At 36.4% G+C, this 15,377-nt stretch carries 11 protein-coding genes; 2 read left to right on the forward strand and 9 right to left on the reverse strand.

Annotated features, from left to right (window positions below; all coding sequences use genetic code 11):
• Positions 1-22: 22 nt before the first annotated feature.
• The 6 genes from H599_RS0110445 to H599_RS0110470 form a co-directional block, all read right to left on the reverse strand.
• A complete protein-coding gene (locus H599_RS0110445; RefSeq protein WP_026714091.1) occupies positions 23-376 on the reverse strand; it encodes a four helix bundle protein in 354 nt (117 codons plus the stop codon).
• 44 nt (positions 377-420) lie between these two features.
• Positions 421-1,608, reverse strand: coding sequence for an acetyl-CoA C-acyltransferase (locus tag H599_RS0110450; RefSeq protein ID WP_026714092.1), 1,188 nt, complete (start codon positions 1,606-1,608; stop codon positions 421-423).
• A 178-nt stretch (positions 1,609-1,786) separates the two neighbouring features.
• Complete coding sequence (gene tnpA / locus H599_RS19505; RefSeq protein ID WP_155960776.1) at positions 1,787-2,293, reverse strand: IS200/IS605 family transposase; 507 nt, start codon at positions 2,291-2,293, stop codon at positions 1,787-1,789.
• A 166-nt stretch (positions 2,294-2,459) separates the two neighbouring features.
• Entirely contained in the window at positions 2,460-4,850 is a 2,391-nt protein-coding gene (locus H599_RS0110460; protein ID WP_026714093.1) for a 3-hydroxyacyl-CoA dehydrogenase/enoyl-CoA hydratase family protein, read from the reverse strand.
• Entirely contained in the window at positions 4,834-5,301 is a 468-nt protein-coding gene (locus tag H599_RS0110465; RefSeq protein ID WP_026714094.1) for a MarR family winged helix-turn-helix transcriptional regulator, read from the reverse strand. The genes H599_RS0110460 and H599_RS0110465 overlap by 17 nt, the downstream gene beginning before the upstream one ends.
• Before the next feature lie 233 nt (positions 5,302-5,534).
• Complete coding sequence (locus H599_RS0110470; RefSeq protein WP_026714095.1) at positions 5,535-7,313, reverse strand: AMP-dependent synthetase/ligase; 1,779 nt, start codon at positions 7,311-7,313, stop codon at positions 5,535-5,537.
• A gap of 366 nt (positions 7,314-7,679) precedes the next feature.
• On the opposite strand from H599_RS0110470, the gene katG reads away from it, so the two are divergent.
• Entirely contained in the window at positions 7,680-9,896 is a 2,217-nt protein-coding gene (katG, locus tag H599_RS0110475) for a catalase/peroxidase HPI (RefSeq protein ID WP_026714096.1), read from the forward strand.
• A gap of 79 nt (positions 9,897-9,975) precedes the next feature.
• Here the strand turns inward: katG and H599_RS0110480 are convergent, their stop codons facing one another.
• From H599_RS0110480 to H599_RS0110490, 3 genes are all read right to left on the reverse strand, one after another.
• On the reverse strand, positions 9,976-10,602 hold the full coding sequence (locus H599_RS0110480; protein ID WP_026714097.1) for a carbonic anhydrase: 627 nt from the start codon (positions 10,600-10,602) through the stop codon (positions 9,976-9,978).
• Positions 10,603-10,697: 95 nt separating this feature from the next.
• Complete coding sequence (locus tag H599_RS0110485) at positions 10,698-12,563, reverse strand: ABC-F family ATP-binding cassette domain-containing protein (RefSeq protein ID WP_026714098.1); 1,866 nt, start codon at positions 12,561-12,563, stop codon at positions 10,698-10,700.
• A 91-nt stretch (positions 12,564-12,654) separates the two neighbouring features.
• Positions 12,655-13,623, reverse strand: a complete 969-nt coding sequence (locus tag H599_RS0110490; RefSeq protein ID WP_026714099.1) for a hypothetical protein — start codon at positions 13,621-13,623, stop codon at positions 12,655-12,657.
• 381 nt (positions 13,624-14,004) lie between these two features.
• Between H599_RS0110490 and H599_RS0110495 the strand changes: the two genes are divergently transcribed.
• Entirely contained in the window at positions 14,005-15,315 is a 1,311-nt protein-coding gene (locus H599_RS0110495; protein WP_026714100.1) for a dihydrolipoamide acetyltransferase family protein, read from the forward strand.
• The last annotated feature ends 62 nt before the right edge of the window (positions 15,316-15,377 follow it).

The following is a 15,377-nucleotide window of genomic DNA, read 5'->3' on the forward strand; positions in this document are numbered from 1 at the left end:
AAGAAAGAAACAAGAAAAAAGATTAGATTTCTAATTTACTGATAAAGCTAGTAGTCATTTTTTGAAATTCAATAATCTTGTTTTCAATTTCTATCGTTTTTTCTTCAGTTATATATTTATTTTGAAATGCAATTAATAGTTGTGTTTGTAATTCAAATGAAGAGCCGAGGCTGATGTTTAGAAAATGTATAAAATGAGTGTTTCCTCTGTTAGATCCTTCGGCTATATTGGAAGGTATTGAAACAGCTGCTCTAATCATTTGACTTACTAGTCCATAAATTTCATTTTTAGGAAATTCTAAAGTTATTTTATGAATATCAGAAGTTATTTCCATTGATAAAATCCAGATTTTAAGATTTTTGAAATTATGTTTCATAAGCTTTTATATCTTTTCTCTTGTTTCTTTCTTCTAGCTTCTCTTTACAACAACTCAAAAACCCCCGCAGCTCCCTGTCCGGTTCCTACACACATAGTTACCATGCCGTATTTACTGCCCCGAAGTTTCATTTCGTCAAACAATTGAACGGACAATTTTGCTCCTGTACAACCCAGCGGGTGTCCTAAAGCAATCGCTCCTCCGTTTACATTTACAATATCAGGGTTTAAATCTAATTCCCGGATTACGGCTAATGACTGTGAAGCAAAGGCCTCGTTGAGTTCAATTAAATCAATGTCTTTTAATTGTAATCCGGCTTGTTTTACGGCTTTTGGGATTGCTTTTACAGGACCAATTCCCATAATTCTGGGTTCCACTCCGGCAGAAGCATAGTTGACTAATCGGGCAATAGGTTTCAAATTAAGTTCCTTAACTAAATCCTCACTCATTATGAGTACAAAAGCAGCTCCGTCACTCATTTGCGATGAGGTTCCGGCAGTTACTGTTCCGTTAGCTGCGAAAACGGGTTTTAATCTGGCTAATGCTTCCAGCGAAGTATCAGCTCTAGGACCTTCGTCTTTGTTTACGAGGTAAGATTTGGTTTCTTTTTTGCCATTGGCATTAATAAAAGTCTGCTCAATATTGATAGGAACGATTTGTTTGTCAAATTTACCTTCGGCTTGTGCTTTTAAAGCTTTTTGATGCGAATTAAAAGCAAATAAATCCTGATCTTCACGCGAAATATTGAATTGTTTAGCCACGGCTTCAGCAGTTAAGCCCATTCCCCAATAGTAATCTTCGTGTCCGGCTTTTGCAACCGCATAATCCGGAGTAGGACGATAACCTCCCATAGGGATGAAACTCATGCTTTCGGCACCACCGGCTATAATACAATCGGCCATTCCTGACTGAATGCGAGCCGTTGCCATTCCGATAGTTTCTAATCCTGAAGCGCAATAGCGATTCACCGTTACTCCCGGAACATCATTGATTTCTAATCCCATTAAAGAAATTAACCGACCAAAATTCAATCCTTGTTCGGCTTCCGGCATTGCATTTCCTACCATAACATCATCAATGCGTTTTTTGTCAAAATCCGGCAGTTCATTCATCATGTGTTGAATGGTTTCAGCAGCTAATTCATCCGGTCTTTTAAATCGGAACAATCCTTTAGGTGCTTTTCCCACAGCGGTGCGATAAGCGGAAACAATATAAGCGGTTGTGTTTTTCATTGTTTTGTTATTTTGATATTTTATAGGTCGCTCCTACGGAGCTAAATTGATATTCCAATTATATTTCTATAAACAGTACACCTCTACGAGGTTTTTTTAGTGTTTTCTAAATATGACATTTATTAGAATGACATTTTATATTATCTAATAGCCTCGTAGAGGCATGCTGTTTGTAGCATTAAATTGCGTATTTGTTAGGAAGCTCCGTAGGAGCGACCTGTTTGTCATTCAATCCAATCAAATAAATATTTTCATCAAATTCAATTTTAAATTTTTCTAAAAACGAATGGTATTCTTCTTTAAATGTTTGTTTTTTATGATGTTCTTCTTGATTTAAAATATATTTTATAACATTATCGAGATGGCTTTTTGAATAAGAAAATGCTCCATATCCTTCCTGCCAATTGAATTTTCCGTTGATCCATTTACTTTCATTAATAAATTTTGACGATGCTGCTTTAATATCTCTAACTAAATCTGAAATTGAAATATTTGGTTTCATTCCTATTAATATGTGAACATGGTCAGGCATTGCAAAAATGGCTAATAATTTTTGTTTTCTATTGGAAACAATGCCTGTTATGAACTTATGTAATTCTTCACGGTTTTCGTTTGTAATGAGATTTTGTCTCCCTTTAACAGCAAAAACAATTTGAATATAAATTTGTGAATAGGTATTTGCCATAATAATCGATTAACAGGTCGCTCCTCCGGAACTTAAATTAAATTATTGTTATTTTCTACAAACAGTTGACCTCTACGAGATCATTGCTTTTTGCCAAATCTTTAATTTTTCAAATTGATGCATAGTCTTAATACTTGATTCTTAATTGCTTAATACTCAAAAAAAACTAATTTCTCAAAGGTTTCCCAGCTTTCAACATATATTGAATTCTTTCCAATGTTTTTCTTTCTGTGCAAAGCGATAAGAAAGCCTCTCTTTCTAAATCCAATAAATACTGTTCAGATACTAAAGTTGGTTCAGATAAATCACCACCGGCCATTACATAAGCCAGTTTATTGGCTATTTTTTTATCGTGTTCAGAGATGTAACTTCCGGCTACCATCTGATCGGTTCCTACTAAGAACATTCCCAAAGCCTGTTTTCCTAATACTTTAATATCATTACGTCTGATAGGTTGAGTATAGCCGGCTTCAGCCATTAACAAAGCATGTTTTTTGGCTTCGGCAATCTGGCGGTCTTTGTTTACCACGATGATGTCTTTACCGTGTTGTAATAAACCGCTATCATAAGCTTCGTAACCGGAAGTAGAAACTTTTGCCATGGCAATTGTTAGGAAATATTCCTGTAAAGTATTTAATTCCACATCGTTTTTACGGAATAAATCAGAAGCACGTAAGGTCATTTCTTTTGAACCACCTCCTCCGGGAATCACTCCAACTCCAAATTCCACCAATCCCATATAGGTTTCGGCAGCAGCAACCACTTTATCGGCGTGTAAACTCATTTCGCAACCACCACCAAAAGTCATTCCGTGCGGTGCGACAATCACCGGAATGGATGAATAACGCACGCGCATCATGGTGTCCTGGAAATATTTTATAGAAAAATTCAATTCGTCATATTCCTGTTCGACCGCCATCATAAAAATCATTCCCAAATTGGCTCCTACTGAAAAATTTGCAGCCTGATTTCCTATTACTAAACCTTTATATTCTTTTTCCGCCAAATCAATTCCTTTGTTGATAGCCTGTAAAACATCGCTGCCAATAGTGTTCATCTTCGATTTGAATTCGATATTCAAAATACCATCTCCTAAATCTTCAATGATAGCGCCGCTGTTACTCCAGACTTTTTTGCTTTCGCGAATGTTATTCAGAATAATAAAAGCATCTTGTCCGGGAACTTTGGTTTGCGATTTTGTTGCAATATCATAAAAATAAGTAGCGCCTTCTTTTACCGTATAAAAACTAGTATTTCCCGATGTTACCATTTCGTTTACCCAGGGAGCTGCAGAATGACCTTCGGCTTTGATGATTTCCAGACCTTTTTCCACTCCGATAGCATCCCAGATTTCAAATGGTCCGTTTTCCCATCCAAAACCGGCTTTCATCGCATCATCAATTTTGTATAACTCGTCTGAGATTTCAGGAATTCTATTCGAAACATAAGCAAATAAAGCAGCAAAGCTTTTTCTGTAAAATTCGCCTGCTTTGTCCTGTCCTTTGATTAAAATTTTAAAGCGATCAATTGGTTTTTCGATGGTTTTTGTGAGTTCTAAAGTAGCAAACGAAGCTTTCTTAGCCGCTCTGTATTCTAAGGTGTTTATGTCTAGAGAAAGTATTTCTTTATCTACTTTTTTATAAAATCCTTGAGCTGTTTTACTCCCAAACCATTTGTTTTCGACCATTTTGCTGATGAACTCCGGAAGTTGGAATAAATCATGGGCTTCATCATTGGGACAATTTTCATAAATACCATTGGCTACGTGAACCAAAGTGTCTAAACCAACCACGTCAACGGTTCTAAAAGTAGCCGACTTAGGTCGACCAATAACCGGACCAGTCAATTTATCCACTTCTTCAATAGTTAATCCCATTTCTTTGACCAAATGAAATAAACTCTGGATTCCGAAAACGCCAATTCTGTTTCCAATAAATGCCGGAGTATCTTTAGCAACAACCGAAGTTTTTCCTAAGAACTGTTCTCCGTAATTTTTTAGGAAATCCAATACTTCAGATGAAGTTTTTGGTCCCGGAATAATTTCGAATAACTTTAAGTAACGCGCCGGATTAAAAAAGTGTGTTCCGCAAAAATGTTTTTGGAAATCTTCCGAACGACCTTCACTCATAAAATGAATTGGAATTCCTGAAGTGTTTGAAGTAACCAACGTTCCCGGAGTTCTGTATTGGTCAATTTGTTTGAAAACTAATTTTTTGACGTCCAAACGTTCCACTACGACTTCGATAATCCAATCTACACCGGCAATTTTTGCCATATCATCCGTTGTGTTTCCGGTGGTAATTCTGCTGGCGAATTTTGCGCTGTAAATAGGAGATGGTTTCGATTTTAACGAATTGGCTAAATGATCATTCGCAATACGGTTTCTAACCACTTTACTTTCCAGAGTGAGTCCTTTTTTACTTTCAGCTTCGGTAAGTTCGTTAGGAATAATATCCAAAAGTAGGACTTCGATACCAATGTTGGCAAAATGACAGGCAATGCCCGAACCCATGATTCCTGAACCTACTACGGCAACTTTTTTAATTGTGCGTTTCATCTTCTGTATTTTCAGATTGATTAAATATTTTTTTATCGTGTATTAATTTGTTGATGGTTTCGGCAACTTCTATAAAATGTTCCCATTTTTCATCCGAAATATGTTTTTTAATACTTTCATTAAACTGAATGACGGTATTTTTAGACAAGGCTCTTTTTTCTTTGCCATAATCCGTCAGGTAAATCAATACCCCACGACCATCATTGGGATTTTTCTTTTTAAGAATTAATCCTTTCTCTTCCATGGATTTCAAGGTACGGGTCAAACTCGTTGGTTCTATTCCCATTTTAGGACCTAAAGTTGTTGAAGGTGTTCCTTTTTCCTTATCAATACTCAATAATGCAAATCCTGTTGCCATAGTAGCTCCGTATTTGCTTGCTTCTTCATTGTACATTCTGGAAACAGCCTGCCAAGTCGCTCTTAAGATGTAATCTATTGTTTTGTTTTTCATGTGGCAAGCTTATTAAGTTTCTCTCAAAAAGAAAATCTATTTTTTATCATAATCTTTTTATTTTGAATAAAAAATTATGATATTAGCATATCTGTTATTTCAAATATAAGAAAAAATAGTATGCATGCATAATAAAAAAACGCTTTTTTTTTGTTAAATAAAAAATATGAAGCAAAAAAAAGATTGTTTCCTTAAGAAGAAACAATCTCTTTTTAAAAACGGTAATTCGGAATTTAGGAGTTGTAAATTTTGTTGAACAAATCCTGATATTTTTCCATCACATTTTTACGTTTTAATTTGAGTGTAGGGGTCAGTTCTCCGCCGTCGATAGACCAGATGTCTGGGGTCAGTTCGAAACGTTTAATTTGTTCCCAATGACCAAATTTACTGTTGATACTGTCAATTTCCTGCTGGATTCGGGCAATTACTTTTTCGTTTTGAACGATGCCTTCGTGGGATGGATCTAAATCAACTTTGTTTTTTTTGGCCCATTCGATAATAAAATCAAAATTTGGCTGAATAAACGCTCCGGGCATTTTTTGACCTTCGCCAATAACCATAATTTGTTCAATGAAACGAGATTGTTTCATCGTGTTTTCAATCAGCTGAGGCGCGATGTATTTTCCGCCGGAAGTTTTAAACATTTCTTTTTTCCGGTCGGTGATTTTTAGGAAACTGTCCTGATCTAAATTTCCAATATCACCAGTGTGAAAATAGCCGTCGGTGATGACTTCCTTAGTCAAAGCTTCATTTTTGTAATACCCTATCATCACATTAGGCCCTTTACAAAGGATTTCGCCGTCTTCTGCAATTTTAACTTCCACATTGTCAATTACTTTTCCAACAGTTCCAATTCGGAAACCAAAATTTCTCATGTCATTTACGGCAATTACAGGAGAAGTTTCGGTAAGACCATAACCTTCCATGACCGGAATTCCGGCTGCTGCAAAAATGCGGGAGAGGCGGGGTTGCAAAGCGGCGCTTCCGGAAACCATAACTTCCAGTTTTCCGCCAAGACCTTCCTGCCATTTGCTAAAAATGAGTTTTCGGGCAATTTTGAGTTGGAATTCGTACCAAAATCCGTTTGCACCATAAGGTTCGTATCTTGTGCCTAAATCAATAGCCCAAAAGAATAATTTTCTTTTTATTCCGGTTAATTCGGCTCCTTTGGTGTAGATTTTATCATATACTTTTTCAATTAGTCTTGGAACAGCCGTAATTACAGTAGGTTGAACTTCTTTGATGTTTTCGCCAATTTTTTCTATGGATTCGCCAAAATAGATGGAAACACCATAAAATTGGTACAAATACAAAACCATTCTTTCAAAAATATGACAAATAGGCAAGAAACTCAATGCGCGACTTGCACCAGCTTTGAAAGGGATTCTGGGAGCACTACCTAAAACATTCGATACAATATTTTGGTGCGAAAGCATCACGCCTTTAGGATTTCCTGTGGTTCCGGAAGTATAAATAATGGTTGCTAAATCTTCGGTTTGGATGCTGTTTTTTCGGTTTTCTACTTCTTCCTGATTGCTGCTGTCTTCGCCCATTTGCAACAATTCTTTCCAGTTATTACAGCTCTCTATTTCATTAAAACTATAAATTGTTTTAAGATGAGGTAATTTGCTTTTGATGGCATTTATTTTTTTGAAAAGCTCTTCATCAGAAACAAAACAGTGGCTGGCTTCGCAGTGATTCAAAATGTATTCGTAATCCTGTTCGGAAATCGTTGGGTAAATAGGAACGGTCTGAGCTCCGGTTTGCAAAACGCCAATATCAACAATATGCCATTCGGGTCTGTTGTTAGAAGAGATGATAGCAATTTTATCGTCTTTTTTAATTCCCAAACGCAAAAGCGCTCTGGAAATAGTGTTGGCTTTTGCAATATATTCCTGCGTGCTGATTTTTACCCAAACACCATTTTGCTTAGAAGCTAAGGCGTCTGGAATGTTATTAAACTCATCTTGTTGATGATAGGGAAAATCAAAAATTCGGGTGATTGAGGTCATGAGAATGGTTTTGGATTGCTATGCAAAATAGGAAAAAAAAATGAGATTCTTTTTTCAGAACATCAAAAAATAAGTGGATTTTAATTGTAATTAAAAGTATTGCAATCATTGAGAATTAAATGTTTTTGGCTAAAGAATAATCGTTACTCTGTTCCGATTAAAGGTGACTTTGTTTTTTTGGCAATGTTTTAATAATCATAAAAATGGATTTATTTGAATTATTTTTTTTAACTTAAAATCCGTTTTGCGAGGATGTGGTTTTTTGATATAAAAGAATAATTTTTTTCTATTGTAAATTTTATTTCAATAGGTTTTTAATTGGTAATTTAGCTCAACAACTTAAAAAATAACATAAAATAAATTATTATGGAAAACTTAAAGGATTCAAATGGCATGGGCAAATGCCCGTTTTCAAGTGGTATCATCAAAGAAACTGCGGGTTCCGGAACGACTAATAATGATTGGTGGCCTAATCAGTTAAAATTAAATATTTTGCGTCAGCATGCTAATTTTTCAAATCCGATGGGAGAGGATTTTAATTATGCTGAAGCCTTTAAATCCTTGGATTTAGCAGCGGTAAAAAAAGATATTTTTGAAGTGATGACTTCGTCTCAGGATTGGTGGCCGGCAGATTACGGGCATTACGGACCGTTTTTTATCAGAATGGCGTGGCACAGTGCGGGAACCTATCGTATTGCTGACGGAAGAGGAGGAGGAGGTTCGGGTTCTCAACGTTTTGCTCCTTTAAACAGTTGGCCTGATAATGTGAATTTGGACAAAGCCAGATTGCTTTTATGGCCTGTAAAACAAAAATATGGTAAAAATATTTCATGGGCAGATTTGATGATTTTGGCAGGAAACTGTGCTTTAGAATCGATGGGATTTAAAACTTTTGGTTTTGCCGGAGGGCGTGAAGATATATGGGAAACGGAACAGGATATTTATTGGGGAGCCGAAGGGAAATGGTTAGAGGACAAGCGTTATACCGGAGATCGTGAATTAGAAAATCCTTTGGCAGCGGTTCAAATGGGATTGATTTATGTGAATCCGGAAGGACCAAACGGAAATCCTGATCCTTTGGCGGCGGCCATAGATATCAGAGAAACTTTTGGGCGAATGGCAATGAATGACGAAGAAACCGTGGCTTTAATTGCCGGAGGACATACTTTTGGTAAAACTCACGGAGCTGCTGATCCTGGTCAGTATGTAGGTGTGGAACCGGCTGCTGCGGGAATTGAAGAGCAGGGTCTTGGATGGAAAAATTCATTTGGAAGCGGAAATGGAGAGAACACAATTAGTAGCGGACTGGAAGGAGCCTGGACAACCACTCCTACAAAGTGGAGTAATAACTTTTTCTGGAATCTTTTTGGTTACGAATGGGAATTATCCAAAAGTCCTGCCGGGGCACATCAGTGGAAACCGAAGCATGGTATGGGAGCCGATTCGGTGCCGGATGCGCACAATCCGTCTAAGCGTCATGCACCAACGATGCTTACAACCGATCTAGCCTTGCGTTTTGATCTTGTTTATGAGAAAATTTCAAGAAGATTTCATGAAAATCCGGATGAGTTTGCTGATGCTTTTGCCCGTGCCTGGTATAAATTAACACATCGTGATATGGGACCGATTGCCCGTTATTTAGGACCGGAAGTACCTAAAGAAGAGTTAATCTGGCAGGATCCGATTCCGGTGGTGGATTATAAATTGATTGATGAAAAAGATATTGCAGCTCTTAAAGCTAAGATTTTGGATTCCGGATTGTCAGTATCTGAATTGGTCAGTACCGCCTGGGCTTCGGCATCAACTTTTAGAGGTTCTGATAAAAGAGGAGGAGCTAACGGAGCGCGTGTTCGTTTAGTGCCTCAAAAAGACTGGGCTGTAAATAATCCGGCACAATTGGCAAAAGTAATTGCTGTTTTAGAAAAACTTCAGGCTGAGTTTAATCAGGCGCAAACAGACGGGAAAAAAGTGTCTTTGGCCGATTTAATTGTTTTGGCTGGTGGCGCAGCTATTGAGAAAGCAGCTAAAAATGCCGGACAAAACATCGAAGTTCCTTTTACAGCAGGAAGAAATGATGCTTTGCAAGAGCAAACCGATGTGGATTCCTTTGCGGTTTTAGAACCAATTGCTGATGCTTTTAGAAATTATATGAAAACAAAATATACCGTTTCGGCTGAAGAATTATTAGTAGATAAAGCACAATTAATGACGCTTTCGGTTCCTGAATTAGCGGTTTTAATGGGAGGAATGCGTGTATTGGATACCAATTTTGATCATTCTAAACACGGCGTATTTACCGAAACTCCGGAAGTGTTGACCAATGATTTCTTTGTGAACTTATTAGATTTTAATACGACTTGGAAGGCGGTTTCCAATGCACAGGATATTTTTGAAGGACGGGACCGTAAATCAGGAGCGGTAAAATGGACTGCAAGCCGTGTGGATCTTATTTTTGGTTCTAATTCTGAATTAAGAGCCATCGCTGAGGTTTATGGCTGTGCGGATGCTAAAGGGAAATTTGTGAAAGATTTCGTGGCGGCCTGGACAAAAGTGATGAATTTAGACCGTTTTGATTTAGTTTAGTTATTATTTTAAAAAGAAAATCCCGTTCCGATAGCTATCGGAACGGGATTTTTATTGGATTAAAAATTTAAAAATTCGGCTAAACAATTTTGTAAATTTTAGTAATATCTTTTAAGATTTCATCAAAATCAATGTTTAGGTCAATTAATTTTCCGCTATGAATGTCAAAAACCCAGCCGTACACTTTTAAGTTTCTTTCGCTGTTGGCTTTTTGAACTTCGGCAGTTTTAATTACATTGATACATTGCTCCTGAACGTTCAATTCAACTAATCTTTTGTATTTTTCATTTTCATCAGCAATCGCATCCAATTCTTCTCTGTGAATTCGGTAAACGTCTCGGATGTTTCTCAACCAAGGATTCAAAATTCCCAAATCAGATTGTTGCATAGCAGCCAAAACCCCTCCGCAACCATAGTGACCACAAACCACAATATGATTTACTTTTAAGCTTCCAACTGCATAATTAATAACAGACATCGAATTCAAATCGGTATTAGGAACCATATTGGCAATGTTTCTGTGAACAAAAACTTCGCCTGGTTGTAATCCCATTACTTCTTCGGCAGTTACACGACTGTCAGAACATCCAATGTAAAGGATTTCAGGAGCTTGTCCGGCTCCTAATTTGTCAAAATAAGTTTCATCAGCCTGTAATTGTTTAGCAATCCACTTTTTGTTGTTTTCAAAAATTTGTTTGATATCCATATTTTTAATTTTATGTCAAAGGTACTATCTAAATCTAATCTAAAAAAATTGCTTTTGTAATCTCACAAAAAAGACTACTTATTTTATATTGTTAACTAACCTTCCATTTTGGCAGAAAGTTCAAACCAGCGTTCTTCTTTTTCTTCTATTTTACCAATAATAATTTCTAATTCTTTTGCTTTAGCTTCAATATCCGTATCGGCAACTTTGCCATCCGAAAAAAGCTGTTCGATTTTGGCTTTGTCTATCTCTAAATCTTTGATTTCGCGTTCGATTTTTTGATATTCTTTCTGTTCATTAAAAGTTAGATTTCCGGTTGGATTTTTTTGTTTCCAGTCTTTCTTTTCTGTTTTGGTTTCTTCTTTCGAACCCCTAACATCGGCGCTGTCTTCATAAGCTCTGAAATCTGAATAGTTTCCGGGGAAATTCTCAATTACACCCTGACCTCTAAAAATGAACAAATGATCTACAATTTTATCCATGAAGTAACGGTCGTGTGAAACTACCAATAAACATCCCGGATAATCCAAAAGGAAATTTTCCAGTACATTAAGCGTTACAATATCCAAATCGTTAGTAGGTTCATCCAGAATCAGAAAGTTCGGATTTTGAATCAAAACCGTACATAAATACAAGCGTTTCAATTCGCCACCGCTTAGTTTTTCGACATAATCGTATTGTTTTTTGGCATCAAATAGAAAGCGTTCCAACAATTGCGAAGCCGAAATAATTTTGCCTTTGGTCAATGGAATGTATTCGCCATATTCTTTAATGACATCAATAACACGCTGACCCGGTTTTGGATTGATTCCGCTTTGGGTGTAATAACCTATTTTTATAGTGTCGCCTTTTACGACTCTTCCTGAATCAAGAGGTAAAGTTCCTGTCAGTAAGTTCAGGAAAGTAGATTTTCCGGTTCCGTTTTTACCAATGATTCCAATGCGTTCCCCACGTTGGAAATCAAAACTGAAATTATCCAGAATCACACGGTCTTTGAATTTTTTCGAAATTTTGTGAAGCTCGATAATCTTGCTTCCCATGCGTTCCATGTTGATTTCCAGCTCCACTTTATTCTCCTTACGGCGACTTTGGGCTTTTTCTTTAATTACATAAAAATCATCCTGACGCGATTTGGATTTGGTTGTTCTCGCTTTTGGCTGACGGCGCATCCATTCTAATTCTTTTACAAAAAGGTTTTGAGCTTTGTCAACACTGGCATTTTCAGAGGCAATGCGCTCTTCTTTTTTGGCTAAATAATAAGAGTAATTTCCTTTGTATTGGTATAATTTTCCGTTGTCTAATTCTAAGATTTCATTACAAACACGTTCTAAGAAAAATCGATCGTGTGTCACCATGAAAAGGGTGATATTTTCTTTGGAAAAATAGGTTTCCAACCATTCAATCATTTCCAAATCGAGGTGGTTGGTAGGCTCATCCAAAATCAATAAATCAGGGCGGTTAATCAAAATAATCGCCAAAGAAAGTCGTTTTTTTTGCCCTCCGGAAAGATTTTTGACTTTCAGTTTGAAATCTTCCAGTTTTAATTTGAAAAGTATTTGTTTGTATTGGGTTTCAAAATCCCAGGCATTGTGCTGATCCATCGCATCGAAAGCCTTTTGGTAAGCTTCCTCGTCCTCAGGATTTTCTAGGGCTTTTTCGTATTGCTCAATGACTTTTAAGGTTTCATTATCTGAAGCGAAAATGCTTTCCTCAATTGTCAGTTCGTTCTGCAAATTATTATCCTGCGACAAAAACGCCATTCGGATGCCTTTTCTTAAAACTATTTGGCCGGTATCAGGTTCTTCCAAACCGTTGATAATGCTCATAATGGTGGTTTTTCCGGAACCGTTTTTGGCAATAAAAGCAATTTTTTGGTCTTTGTTGATTCCAAAAGAAATGTTATCAAAAAGGACTCTTTCCCCAAAAGATTTGGATATATTTTCGACAGATAAATAATTCACTTTGTATGTTATGCGTTAAAAATTATGCGTTTTGGAAGGTTTTAGACCAAAACTTTTGGCAAAAGTAAGCTATTCTGTTTCTATTTACGAATTAATTGTGGAGATAGGATTGCAGTATAGAAGATAGATCTATATAGTGCATTTGCTGCTGAACATTTAAAATTGGTTTCAAAATCAAAGCTTCGTTCGTCAAATAATAATGAAGTCCGTCGGTTGTGGAGATTCCTTCTATTTGATGAAAAGAGAATTGGAGATTGATTCTTCGTTTATTTCCTGATGAAAAATTATTGTTTTTAAAATCATACAACAGGTATAGAAACGGTTTCCCGTGTTTGGAATAACCGCACAGTGTGATTAGCTTTTTAGATTCTAAATAAGTTGCGGCTGTAATCAGGCCTTTAGTGTCAATCGTTTGTTTTAATTGAGCAATATGATTTCCGGTTTGTTTGGGTATTGTGTAGATGCCGGTTTTATTTGATTTCCATTGTTTGGTGAACAAATAAATACTGTCTTTGGTAACCACAAAAGCTTCGCAATCAAAATTGGTAGTATTAGGTTTTTGAATGCTAAAGTCAGTTTGGTCAGCATAAGAAAAAGCAATCGTATCAATGATTGGGGTATTTGTCAGGAAAGACTTTTTTTCGATTCTTAAAATGTGTAAATCGCGTCGGTTTCCCTGATAATTGTTTCCAAAATCGCCAATATAAAGGGAATTGCTGTCTTGGGTGATTTCTTCCCAGTCGGTGTTGGTTACCTTTTCTAGTTTGATTTTCTTTTTGATCGCTCCTAAAGTATCCAGTCCGTAAATAGTGATGTCATGGTCGTCATTGTGTGTCCATAATAAATTATCGAAAGCAATTAGTCCCGAAGTTTCTCTTAAAGTATCGCTAAGTTTTTGAGTGGATTCGGCTTTGGTTTTTACTTTTTTATATTCGCAACTGCCATCATTTAATGTGGCTTTTGGGTTGAAGTTTTTAGCCAGCGGATCGGTACAGTCAGCCATTTGTGCCTGAATCAAAGAAGTTGTAATAAGGAAGAATATTAAAAACAGATTTCTCAAAGCGATTTATTTTTTTAGAATAAATTCAAAAGTAAATGATTTTGCGCGTTTCCTGTTTATTGGAAACCAAAAAGCTTTTTGAGATAAAAAAAATCAATTTTTAGATTGACAACCATAAGAATGTGTCTTTACTGCCGTTATTATGTTGGATTAAGTGAAATTATCGTAAAAAATAGCTCAGTTACCAAGTTTGTATTTTTATCGAATTGGTAAAAAACGATAGGTTTCTGATTTGATTTTTGTTAAAATAGAGATTATTATTTTGAAAATGAGTTACTTGTTATAATTAATATAGGAAAGATGCATTTTATGTAATTTATGTTTTAAGAATTTAGTAATTTCGCAAACAGAAATTAAAAAACCACCTTTTGGGTTAACAATATGGCAAGATTTGAATTAAAGCTTCCAAGAATGGGAGAAAGTGTCGCAGAAGCAACCATCACCAATTGGTTGAAACAAATAGGCGATAAAATTGAAGCCGACGAGGCTGTGCTGGAAGTTGCTACCGACAAAGTGGATAGTGAAGTGCCTAGTGAGGTTTCGGGTGTTTTGATAGAGCAATTGTTTTCAAAAGATGATTTGGTTGAGGTAGGACAAACTATTGCAATTATTGAAACAGAAGGAGAAGATGCAGTGGAGGAAGTTGAAGAAACAATAACTCCGGAAATTATAGAAAAAGTAACAAAAACGATAGAGGTAGCTAAAGAAACTCTTGCTGCTCCTGCAACGATAACCAATTCCGGTTCTGAAAAATTCTTTTCTCCGTTAGTGAAAAATATTGCTGCTGCCGAAGGAATAGGAATCGAAGAATTGGAACGTATTCCGGGAACAGGGAGTGAAGGAAGGGTTACTAAAAATGATATTTTGAGTTATGTCGAAAGTCGAAAGTCGAAAGTCGAAAGTGTTGAATTATTATCTCAACCAATAATTCAAAATCCAGAGTCTGATATCCAACAATCAAAAACAGCTGTTTCGGTAAATGGCGGTGACGAAATTGTAGAAATGGACCGAATGCGCAAGCTGATTGCGGGTTATATGCTTTCTTCTCAGCAAACATCGGCACATGTTTATTCTTTTATAGAAGTTGATGTTACGAATGTTGTAAAATGGCGTGAGAAACATAAAAATGAATTTGAGAAAAGAGAAGGTGAGAAACTGACTTTTACTCCGATTTTTATGGAAGCGGTAGCCAAAGCGTTGAAAGATTATCCGGGAATAAACATTTCTGTTGACGGAGATTATGTCATCAAAAGAAAAAATATAAATCTCGGAATGGCAGCGGCTTTGCCAAACGGAAATTTAATTGTGCCTGTGATTAAAAATGCAGATCAGTTGAATTTGGTAGGAATGGCAAAGGCAGTAAACGATTTAGGAAATCGTGCTAAACTTGGAAAATTAAAACCAGATGAAACAAAAGGAGGAACTTATACAGTAACGAATGTGGGGTCTTTCGGAAGTGTTTTTGGAACGCCAATTATCAATCAGCCGGAAGTGGGAATTTTAGCTTTGGGTGCTATTCGGAAAGTGCCTGCGGTAATAGAAACTCCGGAAGGGGATTTTATTGGTATTCGTCAAAAAATGTTTTTAACTCATGGTTATGATCATCGTATTGTTGACGGTGCTTTAGGCGGGATGTTCGTAAAAAGAGTAGCCGAATATTTAGAAGGATTTGATATTACAAGAACTATATAGTTTTTGAAAATTTTATAAAAATACCCGATAGCTTTTGTAAGGCTGTCGGGTTTTCTTTTTTA

It is taken from the genome of Flavobacterium daejeonense DSM 17708, assembly GCF_000425425.1.
GTDB classification, from domain to species: Bacteria; Bacteroidota; Bacteroidia; order Flavobacteriales; family Flavobacteriaceae; genus Flavobacterium; species Flavobacterium daejeonense.

Coding starts and splice junctions, on each gene's coding strand:
- H599_RS0110445 (WP_026714091.1), bottom strand. CDS start 376: ATGAAACATAATTTCAAAAATCTTAAAATCTGGATTTTATCAATGGAA.
- H599_RS0110450 (WP_026714092.1), bottom strand. CDS start 1,608: ATGAAAAACACAACCGCTTATATTGTTTCCGCTTATCGCACCGCTGTG.
- tnpA (WP_155960776.1), bottom strand. CDS start 2,293: ATGGCAAATACCTATTCACAAATTTATATTCAAATTGTTTTTGCTGTT.
- H599_RS0110460 (WP_026714093.1), bottom strand. CDS start 4,850: ATGAAACGCACAATTAAAAAAGTTGCCGTAGTAGGTTCAGGAATCATG.
- H599_RS0110465 (WP_026714094.1), bottom strand. CDS start 5,301: ATGAAAAACAAAACAATAGATTACATCTTAAGAGCGACTTGGCAGGCT.
- H599_RS0110470 (WP_026714095.1), bottom strand. CDS start 7,313: ATGACCTCAATCACCCGAATTTTTGATTTTCCCTATCATCAACAAGAT.
- katG (WP_026714096.1), top strand. CDS start 7,680: ATGGAAAACTTAAAGGATTCAAATGGCATGGGCAAATGCCCGTTTTCA.
- H599_RS0110480 (WP_026714097.1), bottom strand. CDS start 10,602: ATGGATATCAAACAAATTTTTGAAAACAACAAAAAGTGGATTGCTAAA.
- H599_RS0110495 (WP_026714100.1), top strand. CDS start 14,005: ATGGCAAGATTTGAATTAAAGCTTCCAAGAATGGGAGAAAGTGTCGCA.